The sequence below is a fragment of the Pseudoalteromonas sp. MMG012 genome, assembly GCF_018100875.1.
GTDB classification, from domain to species: domain Bacteria; phylum Pseudomonadota; class Gammaproteobacteria; order Enterobacterales; family Alteromonadaceae; genus Pseudoalteromonas; species Pseudoalteromonas aurantia.
The window spans coordinates 1-15,010 of record NZ_JAGJEF010000093.1; the positions used below are offsets into that span (position 1 = coordinate 1).

The window sequence follows — 15,010 nt, forward strand, 5'->3', positions numbered from 1 at the left end:
GTAATACGCTACAGAAAAGCGGTTTTGCGTGTACTAAGTCGTTTTTCTTACCTTGATTGGTATTTTTAATTCTTAATTTAGTAAAAGGAAGTTTTATGAAAAAAGTTAAATCAAAATCACGAGTCCTTGAAATTATATCTATAAAGCACTTAGCGCGGATCTCAGGTGGGCGTAATATTCTTTGCCCAGCGGTTCACGATGGTAAACCGGGTATGCCGCAAGGGCATTGTATTTGTCTTAATGTGCCGCCATTTAGAGGCTAATTAGCATATCAATGGCAACTAATAAGTTGCCATGTTATATAAATAGTTAAAATCATTTACTCAACCTGTCTTTAATTACATTTCACATATTCTTCTATATACCACGCGCTGTGGTATACAACTTTTAGTCATGGTTATACGTCAGTTTCTTAATGATATTAATAATATAAAGCGATGAATTGGATGACTTCAAAAGAAATAGTTTGCAGTAATATTCTATACTCTTACTTCAATAGAAGAATGCCCTAAAGTGAATAGGGCATCGATTTCAGAGTATGGACGTACTTATTCTTTTAAACCAAATGGATCATCAATGCTGTGGCTCGGCTGAGTAAACCATTTAGGGCCTGCCTCGGTCATGTAAAAATGGTCTTCTAGACGAATGCCAAACTCATCAGGAATGACTAACATAGGCTCGTTACTAAAACACATACCGGCTTGTAAAGGTTGCGGGTTATTACGAACTAAGTATGGCCATTCATGTATGTCTAAGCCAATACCATGGCCTGTTCTGTGTGGGCAGCCAGGGACATTGTAATCTGGGCCTAATCCGACAGAGGTTAGGTAGTTACGCGCTGCATCATCCACAGCCCCACACGGTTTACCAATTTGTGCAGCGTTAAACGCGGCTATTTGGGCATTTTTCTCATGATCCCACATAGTACGCTGTCTTGGTGAGGGGGTACCAAAGACATAAGTTCGGGTGATATCCGACAAATAGCCTTCAACTTTACACCCTGTATCAACGAGTACGACATCACCTTGTTTAAGCGTTTGTGGCTCTTTAACGCCATGCGGAAATGAAGAGGCTTCACCAAAGAGCACAATACAAAAGTAGTTACCTGATGCGCCGACTTTTTTGTGTGCTGTATTGATAAAAGTTTCTACTTCTGTGGTGGTGATCCCTTCATATAACATACTGGCTGTTGCTTGATGTACTGCTAGAGTCATATCCATTGCACGTTGGATCAGAGCAAGCTCTGTGGCTGATTTATGCATTCTGCAGTGTGCGGTAACTGTATCAGCATTGATCCAAGTATGTTGTGGTGCAGCTTGGCGTATGCCATCGAAAATGAAAAAAGCAGTACTTTCATCAATACCAATCGTCGCTGCAACGGTAATATCAAGCTCTAATAGTGTTTTAGCAAACAGTTGATAAGGGCTCTCATGCTCTTGCCAGCAATGAATAGGGCCTTCAATTACTTGGTAGTCAATCAAAGTACCAATTTCAAAGGTTGGTGCAATAAATTGTACAGTGCCTTTGGCTGGTAATATTGCTCCGACCATACGCTCGCTCGCGTACCATTGCATACCTGTAAAGTAAGTTAAGTTAGTGCCAGCGTTTAGATATATTGCTGCAATATTATGTTCTTGCATGTACGCTTGTGCACGGTTAATACGTTGTTGATATTCTTCATAACCAATTGCTTGCACATCAGTCGTCATGTTAGTTAACGAGTCTAGCGCTTGTTGTTGGCTTTGTATGCCTACACCATGGGTTGTCATAATTTCTCCTAAAATCTATCTATTCGATATGGGGTCAAATCCAAACTAGGTACTTCACCACTACAAAGTTGTGTTAATAGTTTTGCTGTAATTGCCGCTTGAGTTAAGCCAAGGTGCTGATGACCGAACCCAAAGTACACATTGCGATGCTTTGGGCTGCGGCCGATTACGGGTAATGAATCGGGTAATGATGGGCGACATCCCATCCAAGTGTCAAATGGGGGTTTTTCATCAATGCCACTCAGTAGTGCCTTTGCGTGTTTCAATAACATTGTCGCGCGGTGATGGTTTTCTGGTGCATCAAGCCCAGCAAATTCAACCGTGCCTGCGAGTCGTAAGCCTTCTGACATGGGCGTTATAATAAACTGACGTTCTGCAGATGCAACTGGACGAGACAGGGTACTTTGATTTTTGATCATGGCGTGGTAGCCGCGCTCTGTATCTAATGGCACATTAAAGCCTAATTGGCTGGTGAGAGATTTACTCCATGCACCTGTGCATATAATGACTTTATCAAACTGATGTGTGGTATTGTCGGAGGTGGTAAGTGCTATATTTTGGTCTGTTGTTTGAATCGCTTTAATGCCCACTTGTTGAAATTCGCCGTGCGCACGATGAAACAAAGAAAAAATATGCTGGCATAAATGATAGGGGTTTATGCTATGTCCTACATCCGTAAATAAGAGTGCGTTTTTAACGCGTTTATCTAAGTTAGGCTCAATAGAGAACACACTTTTCCCTTTAAGCCATTTCACCGCAACATTATGTTGCTTATATTGCTGGTACAGTTTTTCAATATCACTCTCAGGGGTGTCTTCAAACGTCAGCAAACTGCCATTTAAGGTAATTAGGTCGGTAAAATCTTGATCGCCTAATAACGTTTTATAGGCTGATAAAGCAGGCTCATTAAGCGCTTTTAAGGCATTGGTATTTTCGGTGAGCTTGGCTTTTCTCATGTTACAAACAAATCTAAAAAACCATGGAAAGGCTTTATAAAGATAGCGCCAATCAATCCTTAGCGGGCCGTTGGGGTTGAACAACATACCAGGCAGCTTTTTCAATAAGCTTGCTTGAGCCAGTGGAAAAACTTGCTCTGTGGCAAAATGTCCCGCATTGCCTTTTGAGCATTTTTCAGCAATACCTTGTTGGTCGAATAAAGTAACAGAAAAGCCTTGATCTTGTAAATTCTTGGCAGTACATAAACCGACGACACCTGCGCCAATAACAGCAATTTTAGGTTGATTAGACATGCACTTTCCTCTTTTTTAGCTGAATTGACTATCAATATTGTAAATATCAGTAGATTGTATCTACACAATTGTAGTCAAACTGATGTCTACTATTATTATTTTTATAAATACAAATTTCATATTTATCCGTAAGTTACCCATAGTTTCTGGATGAAAAGTTAAGATTGTTATTATCCATGGTAATATTTTCTTAACTTGGACATTGATTATTGTATACAATATACTTAAGATGGTAAACATAAAAACCAGATAGAGGAAAAACCAAGATGGCAAATTGGCAAGGGGTTTACTCATTAGTAATAACTCAATTTAACGGTGACGGCAAATAGTATGCGCAGAGGGACATTTTCATGTATTGATGGCCACACATGTGGTAACCCTGTGCGGTTGATCACCAGTGGACACCCAAATTTATTGGGGTCCACAATGAGTGAGAAGCGTCAGCACTTCATGGCTGATTTTGACTGGATCCGTCAGGCGTTAATGTTTGAGCCAAGAGGCCATGACATGATGTCAGGTGCATTTATTTATCCACCGACCACAGAAGATGGTGATGCAAGCGTATTGTTTGTTGAAACCTCAGGGTGTTTGCCTATGTGTGGGCACGGCTTAATAGGCACGATCACATTTGCGCTGCAGGCTGGTCTATTACAGCCAAAAGTAGAAGGCGAGTTAAAAATAGATACGCCGGCAGGACGGGTCAATGCACAGTATTTACGCAGTGGTGAGCATGTTGAATGGGTTAAATTGTTCAATGTTCCCGCATTTTTGGCGTATGAACAGGTTGTGATAGATGTGCCTGATTTAGGTCAATTAACCGTCGATATTTCATATGGTGGTAATTATTACATCATCGTTGAGCCGCAGCAGAACTTTCCGGGCATTGATAAATGGAGCGCCAGTGACATATTGACGTTCAGCCCGAAAGTGAGAAATGCGGTGAATCAAAAACTCAAATGTGTTCACCCAGAAGATCCTACAGTGCAAGGCGCATCGCATGTGTTGTGGACCGGACGGCCTAAACAATCTGACTCACATGCTGCCAATGCCGTCTTTTACGGTGAAAAAGGGTTAGATAGATCCCCTTGCGGAACAGGAACCAGTGCCAGAATGGCGCAGTTACATGCTAAAGGCAAACTGTTAGCGCATGAGCCGTTTATTCATGAAAGTTATATTGGTAGCCAATTTATTGGGTGTATAGAAGGTATTACAGAAGTTGCTGGGCGAGTAGCGATACAGCCAAGCATCCGAGGATGGTCAAAAGTAACTGGTACTAGCAACATTAGTGTTGATGATAGTGACCCGTATGCTTTCGGATTTCAAGTAGTGTAATTAATCAAATTTTTGGAGGTAATATGCAAGTTACTGGAGCAAGTTTTATTGCGGGCGATTGGGTGATAGCAGATCAAGCCGAGGCATTTTTTGGCTTTTCACCTAAGTTGAATAAAAGTCTAGAAACACCTATTTACGAAGCAAGTTCAGATATGTTGGCGAGTGCGATTGAGCAAGCTGGGTTGGCATTTAAAACGTATCGGAAAACCAATTATCAACAACGTGCAACGTTCTTACATGCTATTGCAGATGAAATTGAAGCATTGGGCGATGTTTTAATCGAAACGACGCATCAAGAAACGAATCTACCCATTGCAAGACTGCAAGGTGAGCGTGGACGTACAATGAATCAGTTACGTGCTTTTGCCCATGCATTAGAAGGTAGTCAAGATAGTATTGCAAACTTTGGCTGTGCTGATGCTGCGATCCCTGATCGTTCTCCTTTACCAAAACCAAATACAGCACTTGATTATTTACCCCTAGGGGTTGTTGGCGTGTTTGGCGCATCAAACTTCCCGTATGCATTTTCTACCTTAGGCGGTGATACTGCTGCAGCACTGGCAGCTGGATGTCCGGTGGTAATGAAAAGCCACACAGCTCACCCTGCGACGAGTGAATTAATGGCCAGAGCAATGGAAAAGGCTATTAATAAGTGTGCTATGCCAAAAGGCGTATTTTCAATGATCCAAGCAAAACGCTATGACATTGCGCATGAGTTAGTTGGTGCGCCGCAAGTTAAAGCAATTGGTTTTACAGGATCATTCTCGGTTGCACATAAACTGTTAGACACAATCGCAAAGCGACAAGAGCCGATCCCGTTTTACGGAGAGTTAGGCAGCATAAACCCACAGCTTATTTTAAAGGAAAAAGTACAAGAAGCGGGACCAACTGTAGCAGATCAGCTAAGTCAGGCTCTGTTAATGGGCAATGGACAGTTTTGTACGAGTCCTGGTTTATGGTTGGTGCCTGCAGCCAGTCATGAGTTTGTTGATCAAGCGATAAAAAATATTCAAGTGAGTGCATCAGACACATTATTGTCACCAAACATTGTGGCGAGTTTTAAACACAGTATTGCACAATTAACGTCACGAGATGACGTCACTTTGCTTGCACAAGGTGAATTAAGTGAACAGCACCATGCGAATGCCCACTTGTTCGCGACAGATATCGATACGTTCACAAATGATGCTTCTTTACGTGAAGAGGTGTTTGGACCTATGGCTATGATGGTGACATATGATAAAGAAAGTCAACTACAGCGCTTGGTCGAACTACTTGATGGGCAATTAACTGCATCGGTTCATGGTACTCGTCAAGATCTGAAGAAATCAGCAGCAGTGATTGAAGCGTTAGAATACAAAGTAGGGCGGATCATTGAAAATCAGATGCCAACGGGTGTTGAAGTGTGTCCATCAATGAACCATGGTGGCCCATACCCATCATCGACAGATGTTCGAAGCACATCTGTTGGCTTAAATGCCATGCTTAGGTTCTTGCGACCAATTTGTCGTCAGCGAGCTAATTAATGTAACAAACGTAATTATTTCTTTAAAAAACACGTGAAAAAATGCCCAGAGCACTCGCTTGCTCTGGGCTTAGGGGATAGCTCCAATGGAGCCAAAGCGTTACTAAAAAAACACCTTTCTTCTGTAGGGAGAAGTAGAAAGTAACTTAAGTGTAGTTAATATTTCACAAAACTTACAAACAACTTAATGAAATATTAATTAATTTAAAATCAATTACTTAATGTTCATATAAGTATTTAATCTAAAAAATATAAAAAGATATATTCATGTTATACCCAAGTTATTAACTGACTGTCACTAACAAGGTCTCTGGGTAAGCTATTCTTGATTTTACTCTTTTGCCATTTCCCTAACCCAACAGGCGCACCGCACAGCGTTAAGATGACTTCGCCCGTTACATTTACAGGGTCAGCCAGTCGAATATCCTTACCATTGAAATAATCACGCGCGTCACTATCAGACATTGCATAGGTGTTTTTTGTGGCGTACTTTCCAAGTGCTGTTGCAAATTCATGCTCCAATCTCACACCATTTTTATGAGTAGTACCTAACTGTATACCCAGCCGGGCATATTTAATTTTGTTCTCTATAGGTTGAAACCCATCAGGGAATAGCCAGAGCTCTTTGTCTCTACTCATAAGCTGACCAGGCAACGACTCATTGAGCCCAAAATGCGTGTTAATATAGTCGATAAAACTCTTTTGTAACTTATGATCTGAGGGGGAAAATGGAAACGCGCCTTTCTTATACTTTTGCTGATCATTGTCTACCGAATGTGTTTTGATGAAGCGGGCAATGAAAAAGCCTTCGCTATCGTAAATTTGAGGCCAAACGTGTAAATAACCTTCAGGTGTTGTTGCTTTGTCTGCATCGGGGAACAATGATGATAACGGATCAACTTTAATTGCATCCGTAAATTCGTCGAGTAAGGCATCGCACACTTGCTGATTTTCTAGAGGGGTTAATGTACAGGTAGAATAAACCAATGTACCACCCGGTTTGAGTGCAAGGAATGCACTACGAATTAACTTTTTCTGAACCGCTGCAATATCAATATTTGAGTCAATAGACCAATTTTTGAGCGCGTCTGCGTCTTTTCTTACTGTACCTTCGCCTGAGCAAGGCGCATCGAGTAAAATACTGTCAAAACTTTCAAACATATAATCGCCAAATATGGCGGCGTCAAAATGCGACAGCGCACAATTTGCAACACCCATGCGCTTCATATTTGCTGCGAGTACTTTGAGTCGAGAAGACGATAGCTCATTGGCAACTAACACACCTTGGTTATTCATTAGCGCGCTTAATTGCGAGGTTTTTGAACCTGGCGCTGATGCCATATCTAACACATAAGTACTGTTGCTAAGCGCAGGTTCTAATGCAATAGGTGGCAGCATTGAACTGGCTTCTTGTACGTAAATACAGCCGCTTAAATGAATATCAGTATTGCCCAAAGCTAAGTTGTGTTCTTCCTCATTTGGACGGGTGAGCCAAAAACCGGTTTCGCACCATGGTACCGCGGTTATTTGCCAGTTATGCTCAACACAGTAAGCTTTGAATGCACAAATCGACATTTTAAGTGTGTTAACCCGAACAGATCGCCTAAGTGGGGTTTTACACGCATCTAAAAAATCCGTGAGCGCCAAATGTGAGGGAATATATGTTTGTACGTCATCAATAAATGCATCGGGAATATAAGTTGAACTGTCCAAGGTGCGCTCTGTGTTACTGGTTTGAATTGAGTGACACAATTTTATCATTGCCTGAGAGGCGCTTAAAGGCCATTTTACACTTGACGACAATTAAGCACTTAGATTTGGTAAAACACTTGGCGTGAAATATACCTATTGTGTATACATTCGATAGATAAAACAAAACCAGCCAATAAATAAAGTTAAAGAGCTCATAGCGAATGCGATGGTACGTAAGAGTAAATTGCGGCCCATAATGTGCTCTGCACAATGCCAATAACGTGCAACGACAAAAAAACAGCTGATCACATACCATAAATGTCCATCAAGTTGATGCAGCTGCAAGGTGATCAGCAAGATAGTGAATAGCACAGGTTGTTGAAATTGATTGTCGTAACTGTTACCCGCCAAAACCGTTAATTTCGAGAGGTTGTGTTTGTTAATGAAAGTGATATCAGTGGGTGATACTGACTGAGTTATATAAGCTCGCACGCGTAATACTGTGGTTAATATCCACAAAAATGCGATGAGTATCAGTAAGAAGAATAGAGGGTATTGGATCCACATAGGTGTGCTCCTAAATATTGATGATGAATTTACTTTACCAGCATTCACTGTTTGGCTAAGGTGTCATATATGACAGTTTTTAAGTTAAAAGTGACACATTGAAAGTCTTGATCATTATTCCAGATAACGTACTCGCCAGTGGTCTTATGGGCGTTATCGATGTATTACATGTGGCCAATACGTTGGCCAGACGGCCTATATTTGAGTGGCAATTGGTGAGCTTAACAACTGATACAGTGCGCGCGAGTCAAGGTATGGTGTTTGAAAGTTGTACTCCATTGTCTGGTATACAGTCATGTGATGCGATGATTTGGGTCGGGAGTCAGTACTTAGGGCAGCAAGCGTTATGGCAACAATGCCAACAAATTGCACCGCTAAAATTTCATATCACAAAGCTTATTGAGCAAAGTGAAGTTGTTTTGGCTGGGTGTACCGGAGTGAGTTATTTGGCAAAGTCTGGTGTGTTAAATGATACTAAGTTAACCAGTAGCTGGTGGCTGAAGACATTTTATGCCAAATATTTTCCGCATTTAAATGTCAGTCAAGAAGCGATTTATATACATGACGATAAGTTCATTACTTCAGGAGCTGTACAGTGCTATTTTCCTATGATGTTGTATTTTATACAACAGGTGCTTGGCGAGCAGTTTGCAGATGATGTTGCCTCATGGCTTGCCATTCCAAAATCACGGGAGTCTCAGCTTTCGTTTATGGCGTGCCATGCGTTTGAGTTACATCAAGACCGTAAATTATTGGCGCTACAACACTATATTAAGCAATCTTTGTCAGACGATCTTACATTACCCGTTTTAGCCGATAGGTTATGTGTCAGTGAAAGAACATTGATCCGACGATTTAATAAACATGTGGGATTATCACCATCGGCTTATGTCCGCTTGGCGCGACTTGAAAGAGCAAAGCAATTGTTGCGCTCAACTGAGCATCGATTTGATGCGATTGGAGAGTTGGTCGGCTATCAAGATTTGAGCGCGTTAAATAAGCAATTTAAAGCACAGTATGGACAATCTATGAAACAATGGACGGCAAGCGAAAGGGGATAGCTTTCAGCGAGGTATAAAATAATGACAGTTTTACTTTGGAATATATTATATACACTAAGGGTTGTTAATCTTTGCTGTTCTACTTTTGTTCTCTTTGACCGTGCTTTGATCGCGGCGCTTAATATGTGGCCTAGCAATCTAAGCGAACATTAAGCAACAAAGAGAAAGGGGTGCAAAAATGAACCTGAAAGATCAACTGCCCCTATTCTTTTGTGTATAAATATAATGGACTTAGTTGAGTGAACTCATTACATAAAGGATAATAAAATGCGGTTAATCCCAAAGAATCAAAGATAAAGTTACTATAAAAAAACGCGGTTTTATCATTTAAAATTACCTAAAATATCGCAGGTGCAGGCTTTACAAAGCGATGTGATTACTCACAGGATACGCGTTGTTTAACACAAGTAGAAGCCAAAGCAGGTGGTATGGGGCATCACTGTGGCGGTGTTTTTTAACATTAAATAGTGAACGTTATCCAGCTCTTTGTAGGCTGTTATCTCAGTTCAACACATTTTGATGTACCAGCAATTAATAGGTTCATAGAGTTGGTTTGTGAGTGAGGTTTATCATCTGTTAACTAAGGCTCATTCAACCAAGTAATGGCAAGTTCTTCACTATAAAAACTTTTAATTTCTAAAGCATTGTTATCTGCAAACAAGTCTATTAAATCACTTTTAAAATCGGCTGGGCTCACGACTCTTGCGATACGCACATGAAGCAAGATATTTTCTATTGCTTTCATCACCTTTAAAACATCACTGCCGTTGTAATTTAGCTTTAAATTAACCACATTGAGTAATAAGTTTGGCTTGTTGTGCAGTTTTGCGACGCGATTAATTTCATCATACATGTTGATGACTTCTGTTGGGGTTCCAGACCCTTTCACCGACACCTTTATAATACTGGTTGGCAAGTCGGTTAATATGTCATATTGGAATTGATGTGTTTTATTGCTATCGCTCATGGTCGTTACAAATCGTTACATCATAATATAGGTTTAGCAAAGTCCCAGTGGATTAGACAGCTTTCAGAACAACATAATTTGCGTTACTGATGATTATTTAACTCATGACTGGCCTCAATAAAGGCACTTTTGAGTTTAGTTACAACGGGCTCTGGGGTGTTGAGGCTAAGCGCAACATATAGTTCATGGTGTTTAATAACATGCTCATGTGGAAAGTAACCATATTGACTATTTATCAACGCGTTAGCAGGTATATGAGAAGCCCACATAATATCAGCTCTACCCATTTCAAGACTACGCCACGCTGCGGTGAAATTACCAACAATGAGTAAATTTTGGTTTTCTTTAAACCCCATTTCTCTTAGCGCGTTTGCTTCGTAACTGCCCCTTACACTTACGGCTATGAGAGACTTGGCATAATCAATATTCCCAATTGTCACAGTGCTGTGTTTTGTTGATGAATAGAATTGATATTTCAAAGGTTGTAGTTTGAAAAGCCAATGAAAAAGGGGCGCTCTTTCTGGTGTTTTTGCAATAGAGAAAATTAAAGTATTCGGTTGTGTTTGTGCAATTTTATAGGCGCGTGCCCATGGTAGCACTTCGATATTTTGCTGGTATCCAGCAATTGAGAGTGCACGTTTGACTATTTGAAATGAGCTCCCAGCAACTATCCTTGTATCTTTTACAATTTGATAAGGTGGCAAGTCTTCGGTCACAACTCGGATACTTGGGACTAAAGCTACCAAGTACCATGGTGCAATCAACAGCAAAATTAACCGAATACGATACATGGCTAAGCTTAGTTGGTTGATAATGCTTAAGTATAGATCTGCTTGGTCAACTTGTGAAAGCTGGGTATTTCTATACTGATGATAACTGTGTAAGAATTGATGCTTCGTGCTCACTGTATACCTTCATAAAATTGTTTCTGCATATTGGTGGTTTGCGAGGCAATGTATCAGGTAGGGCTGCGTTTGCTTGCTTTAGTTGTGAAATAAACTGCGCTAAATCAATATTGCGATACGTAAATATCGAGGGTGTAGCAGCGCGTTCAGGGATCTCGAGGGTTGATTCATCCACTGCGAATGAAGCATGTTGAAACTGGGCTTGGCTGTTGCTAAATATACTGTTCCTAGTACGGAGCACCGCAGCATTGGGGATCGCTTTAATTCGCAATTGAGAGCCATTTTCTTGCCAACTTATCCCGCATACGCTGATATGCAAACATGACTGTACACCGGCGATTACTTTGGGTGTCAATTGCGCATTGCCTGGTTCATAAATATCTAATATCAATGAGGCGACTGTCTCTTCTGATAAATTTTCAAAAGTAATATCGCCATTGTTTGAAACGTAACTTATCTTGAGGGTTTCTAGCACATAATATACTTTGCCAGTGTCTTTCCACTGTGAATGCGTGCATGCCTCTGTTGCGCGAGTACCTTTATTTGGCCTCGGCCGTGATTTTGCCATTCGACTCGTAAACCAAGTTGTTAGCAGTGTTTTCATAGCGACTCCATTATCTTTTAAATATAACATAAATGATAATGAGAAGGATTGCTATTAAGATTTGCAGGGTGTAAGGTAATTAACATTCAAATTAGCATCGATAATCATTCACACAATAACTGGAGGCTAAAATGAGCTTTATAATCGGGCTGAGGAATTTTTTCTTTAAGGTTCTTTATCGTATCTCACGACCGTTGATATTCTTAATGGACCCTGAAGAGGCGCACTATATGTTCAAACGTGTAGGCGTATTTCTTGGGTCAAATTTTCTGACACGACTACTTACTTCTATGTTGTTCAATTATGGGCACAAAAGTCTTAAATCAACGGTTGATGGTATAGAGTATCGAAATCCTCTAGGTTTATCTGCGGGATTTGATAAAGATGGAGAGTTGACAAAAATATACCCATCAATAGGTTTTGGTTTAGCAGAGCTTGGCTCGTTTACTGGTGAAGTGTGCCCAGGGAACCCCGGAAAAAGACTGTTTCGAATGGTAAAATCTAAGTCAATTTTGGTATGGTATGGTTTAAATAACCAAGGCGCAGAAACCATATCAAAGCGTTTGAAAGATGTGGATTTTGGTAAATTAAAAGTGGGGATCAATGTGGCTAAATCAAATTTAACCTCAGAATTTGATTTACAAGATTCTATCGATGATTACACCAAAACACTGTCTTTATTTAAAGACATTGGCGACTATTACACGATTAATATTAGTTGTCCAAATACTCAAGATGACTGGATTAAAAGCATCAATTAATACAACTGGGTAGAGTAAGGCGACCAACATCAATAGGCCTGTAAGCGCCAATATATTTAAATAGATCACCCAACGTACTCGAAAGTAGATAAACACGCACAATCCAAATATCACTTCGCTCACCCCAGCTGATTTTGTGATCCAGTAAGAGGTTGTTTCTGACAATCCAATGCTTGCTGTCATGGCGTGTTCGAGTGGCGCAATATGCAGTAACTTTGGGAAAATACCATGGTAAATCCAGCTGAAACTAATAATGAATCGAGCAATGTAAAGTGTAGACACGCCTTATCCTTTGGTGCGTTTTTTTGACGTTTCGTTGTCATTCTAATGAATGTGCGCTGCAAATCCTACCGCAATCTTTGTACTAATCGATCTTTACGCGTGATTGATACGTAGTCTTAATGTAGAACGTTAACAGTGGGTTGAAAAAAGCTAAAAGAGGGCATGGTGCATAAAATTAATCCTAGAAAGTTATTGAACAGTAAATGGACCGCTATTTCTCCTCAGCATAAAGAAAAACACTTTATTGTGTCAGAAGTGGAGTTTGATGAAGAAGGGCGTATTACGTTGTGTATTATTGAGGCAGTGATGACAAAACGTGCAATTGAAGTTGACTGGCGTACGCTAAAAGAAGGGGATATGTGGAAGGTGGGTTGGCGATAGTGAGGAAAAGCTGTGGCATTTGACTAATTATTGGAAACTTGGGATATTCACTGAGTGCAGCAGCGTTAGTTAAAGTATGAGAGAGTGGTGTTCATACAGTCCATGGCTAAGCTGCCAAAGAAAGTAGGCTATTAAAAGCCTACTTTAATTTGGATTTATTCACGTTTTTATTGTCCTAGTGCCTGATATAAACATTGGCACTATTACGGCGTGATAACTATCAAGGCGTAATAAAATATCGGTTGTCAGTTTCAGTACGTAGCACAGAGTCGTTAAGGTAAGACAAAGTCATAGGCCTTTGCGCAGCATCTAAGCTTCCATCCGTTTCAATAGTATTTTGATAAATGGCATTCGCCGTAGCGGTATTGATAGCGTAGAGTTTAATCCCGTAGCTCTGACTTTGGATAATGTGGTTATACCGATAGATATGAGGTAGACCGTTGCTACGAGTAATATCTTGCTGCGCAGGGTTACGTGCAAATATGCCATTTTCGCCAGCCTTGATAATGGTGTTGTGCTCAATCGTTAAATTGTCTCCATCTAGCATCATACCGTTACCACCGCTTTTAAAAATCATGTTACCTGTAACAATAACGCCTTCTCCTCCTACTTGAATACCGGTGTTTTGCCATGCTGGTGAGAAAGGGCTTAACCCAGTTCGATAGATTTTGTTATGGGCTATTCGTGCATTGTTTTGCACCGAGTTTAGTTGAATGCCGTCAGCGGCGATGCTCTCAAGTATATTGTTGGATATATCAACATGGGTTATCTTATGTGGGTAGACAGTGGTTGTTTTTCCGTCACATTCGAGCGTTCTACTGTGTCCTGTATAGCCAACGTACATACCTTCACCAGACTCTGTATCGTGTATAAAGTTGTTGTGTATAGACAGCCCTGACATAGTAAAGTTTTCGGCCCATGTTGCGCTGTCACAGTTGGGGTCAGTTTTGATTAGCAAACCAGCAAATCGTGCTCGGTATACTTCAACATGATCAATTTCTATATGGTGACTGAGCTTGCCCACACTCAATGTGCCCCCTAATTTGAGTTTGTATGGGGAAGCAGAATCTTGTGCTGTGGACGTAACTTGCAGGTAACTTGAGTTTTCTATTGCGATACTATATTCATACTCAATGGTGGTCACTGTGTCATCTTGGTTGGTTATGACAATATTATGTTCAGGCGAACCATGTAAATTAGTTACTCTGAGCGGGCCTCTTTCACCTTTCGCCAAACATAGCCTGTCACCAGGGGATGTTTGAAGTTGTGAACCATCAATTTTGTATTGCGAAGAGGGGATAACAAAATCACATACTTGTGTTGCGAGAACAGGTTGTGCGATGAGTGTGGCTACAACACACAGAATGGATGACTTAGTATTAAGTCGTGTTTTGAGTTGCATTTCATATGCTCCTTGTATTAATTTTCCTTTGAATGATTGCGAGATTAAAAAGGTAAACGGCGGTTGCACACATCAGCTTGTTATTTATTCAAATCAGCATGAGAGGCCACACAAAGCTTACCTTCAAATAAATACTAAACGTATTAATATGATTAGTCTTTAATAATTGTTATTAATTTAATTATTATTAATGATAGCCTGTGGCGGTTGTATTCTGAGCACCATAAAGGTAAATAAACTGGCAGTAAAAAACATGATTAGACTATAAATGCTGGGCGCAATAGACATAACAGGGTTGTTAAGCATGCCATTTGTGATCAGCAGTGCGAGGGTGCCATTTTGAAGCCCCACCTCCAATGTAATGGTTCGCGATTGCGCTCGGTTGTGTAAAAAATCGTGGGCTACTAAAAAGCCAATTAGCATTGTGCTGATATTCAGCGCTATCGATGCAGGGCCAGCCAAAAGAATATATTCAACAATTTTATTGTCTAACGTAACACAAATACTGATGA

15 protein-coding genes and 1 pseudogene are annotated in these 15,010 nt (G+C 40.5%); 6 read left to right on the forward strand and 10 right to left on the reverse strand.

Going from position 1 to position 15,010, the window contains the following annotated elements; all coding sequences use genetic code 11:
* The first annotated feature begins 95 nt into the window (after positions 1-95).
* Positions 96-263, forward strand: a complete 168-nt coding sequence (locus J8L97_RS20490) for a hypothetical protein (RefSeq protein ID WP_211052470.1) — start codon at positions 96-98, stop codon at positions 261-263.
* 285 nt (positions 264-548) lie between these two features.
* Here J8L97_RS20490 and J8L97_RS20495 read toward each other — a convergent pair whose 3' ends face one another.
* The gene (locus J8L97_RS20495; protein ID WP_192507434.1) at positions 549-1,769 is read right to left on the reverse strand and encodes a M24 family metallopeptidase; all 1,221 of its coding nucleotides are present in this window, start codon (positions 1,767-1,769) and stop codon (positions 549-551) included.
* Positions 1,770-1,777: 8 nt separating this feature from the next.
* Complete coding sequence (locus J8L97_RS20500) at positions 1,778-3,019, reverse strand: FAD-binding oxidoreductase (RefSeq protein WP_211052472.1); 1,242 nt, start codon at positions 3,017-3,019, stop codon at positions 1,778-1,780.
* A gap of 330 nt (positions 3,020-3,349) precedes the next feature.
* Between J8L97_RS20500 and J8L97_RS20505 the strand changes: the two genes are divergently transcribed.
* Together J8L97_RS20505 and J8L97_RS20510 are read left to right on the forward strand one after the other, a co-directional pair.
* The gene (locus J8L97_RS20505; RefSeq protein ID WP_210996625.1) at positions 3,350-4,351 is read left to right on the forward strand and encodes a 4-hydroxyproline epimerase; all 1,002 of its coding nucleotides are present in this window, start codon (positions 3,350-3,352) and stop codon (positions 4,349-4,351) included.
* A gap of 23 nt (positions 4,352-4,374) precedes the next feature.
* A complete protein-coding gene (locus J8L97_RS20510) occupies positions 4,375-5,877 on the forward strand; it encodes an aldehyde dehydrogenase (NADP(+)) (protein ID WP_211052473.1) in 1,503 nt (500 codons plus the stop codon).
* A 269-nt stretch (positions 5,878-6,146) separates the two neighbouring features.
* Here J8L97_RS20510 and rsmF read toward each other — a convergent pair whose 3' ends face one another.
* Positions 6,147-7,589: a 16S rRNA (cytosine(1407)-C(5))-methyltransferase RsmF gene (gene rsmF / locus J8L97_RS20515; protein ID WP_211052475.1), complete on the reverse strand. Its 1,443-nt coding sequence runs from the start codon at positions 7,587-7,589 to the stop codon at positions 6,147-6,149.
* Positions 7,590-7,721: 132 nt separating this feature from the next.
* Positions 7,722-8,135: an MAPEG family protein gene (locus J8L97_RS20520; RefSeq protein WP_210996622.1), complete on the reverse strand. Its 414-nt coding sequence runs from the start codon at positions 8,133-8,135 to the stop codon at positions 7,722-7,724.
* 98 nt (positions 8,136-8,233) lie between these two features.
* Here J8L97_RS20520 and J8L97_RS20525 point away from each other — a divergent pair, with 98 nt between their 5' ends.
* Positions 8,234-9,196, forward strand: coding sequence for a GlxA family transcriptional regulator (locus tag J8L97_RS20525; protein ID WP_211052477.1), 963 nt, complete (start codon positions 8,234-8,236; stop codon positions 9,194-9,196).
* Between the two features lie 580 nt (positions 9,197-9,776).
* Here J8L97_RS20525 and J8L97_RS20530 read toward each other — a convergent pair.
* The 3 genes from J8L97_RS20530 to J8L97_RS20540 form a co-directional block, all read right to left on the reverse strand.
* Positions 9,777-10,163 (reverse strand): hypothetical protein, encoded by a 387-nt coding sequence (locus tag J8L97_RS20530; RefSeq protein WP_210996620.1) that lies wholly within the window; start codon positions 10,161-10,163, stop codon positions 9,777-9,779.
* An 83-nt stretch (positions 10,164-10,246) separates the two neighbouring features.
* On the reverse strand, positions 10,247-11,068 hold the full coding sequence (locus J8L97_RS20535; protein WP_211052478.1) for an ABC transporter substrate-binding protein: 822 nt from the start codon (positions 11,066-11,068) through the stop codon (positions 10,247-10,249).
* Positions 11,025-11,672 carry a hypothetical protein gene (locus J8L97_RS20540; RefSeq protein WP_211052480.1) on the reverse strand — a complete coding sequence of 216 codons (648 nt, stop codon included), beginning with the start codon at positions 11,670-11,672 and terminating at the stop codon, positions 11,025-11,027. The genes J8L97_RS20535 and J8L97_RS20540 overlap by 44 nt, the downstream gene beginning before the upstream one ends.
* A gap of 230 nt (positions 11,673-11,902) precedes the next feature.
* Here J8L97_RS20540 and J8L97_RS20545 point away from each other — a divergent pair, with 230 nt between their 5' ends.
* Positions 11,903-12,433: a hypothetical protein gene (locus J8L97_RS20545; protein WP_211052482.1), complete on the forward strand. Its 531-nt coding sequence runs from the start codon at positions 11,903-11,905 to the stop codon at positions 12,431-12,433.
* Here J8L97_RS20545 and J8L97_RS20550 read toward each other — a convergent pair.
* Positions 12,350-12,715: a DoxX-like family protein gene (locus J8L97_RS20550; protein ID WP_211052484.1), complete on the reverse strand. Its 366-nt coding sequence runs from the start codon at positions 12,713-12,715 to the stop codon at positions 12,350-12,352. The genes J8L97_RS20545 and J8L97_RS20550 overlap by 84 nt on opposite strands.
* Positions 12,716-12,880: 165 nt before the next feature.
* On the opposite strand from J8L97_RS20550, the gene J8L97_RS20555 reads away from it, so the two are divergent.
* The gene (locus J8L97_RS20555) at positions 12,881-13,096 is read left to right on the forward strand and encodes a TIGR02450 family Trp-rich protein (protein ID WP_192508545.1); all 216 of its coding nucleotides are present in this window, start codon (positions 12,881-12,883) and stop codon (positions 13,094-13,096) included.
* Between the two features lie 220 nt (positions 13,097-13,316).
* Here J8L97_RS20555 and J8L97_RS20560 read toward each other — a convergent pair whose 3' ends face one another.
* On the reverse strand, positions 13,317-14,498 hold the full coding sequence (locus J8L97_RS20560; protein WP_211052486.1) for a right-handed parallel beta-helix repeat-containing protein: 1,182 nt from the start codon (positions 14,496-14,498) through the stop codon (positions 13,317-13,319).
* A gap of 177 nt (positions 14,499-14,675) precedes the next feature.
* Positions 14,676-15,010: pseudogene (locus J8L97_RS20565) on the reverse strand (bile acid:sodium symporter family protein); the annotation flags it as partial.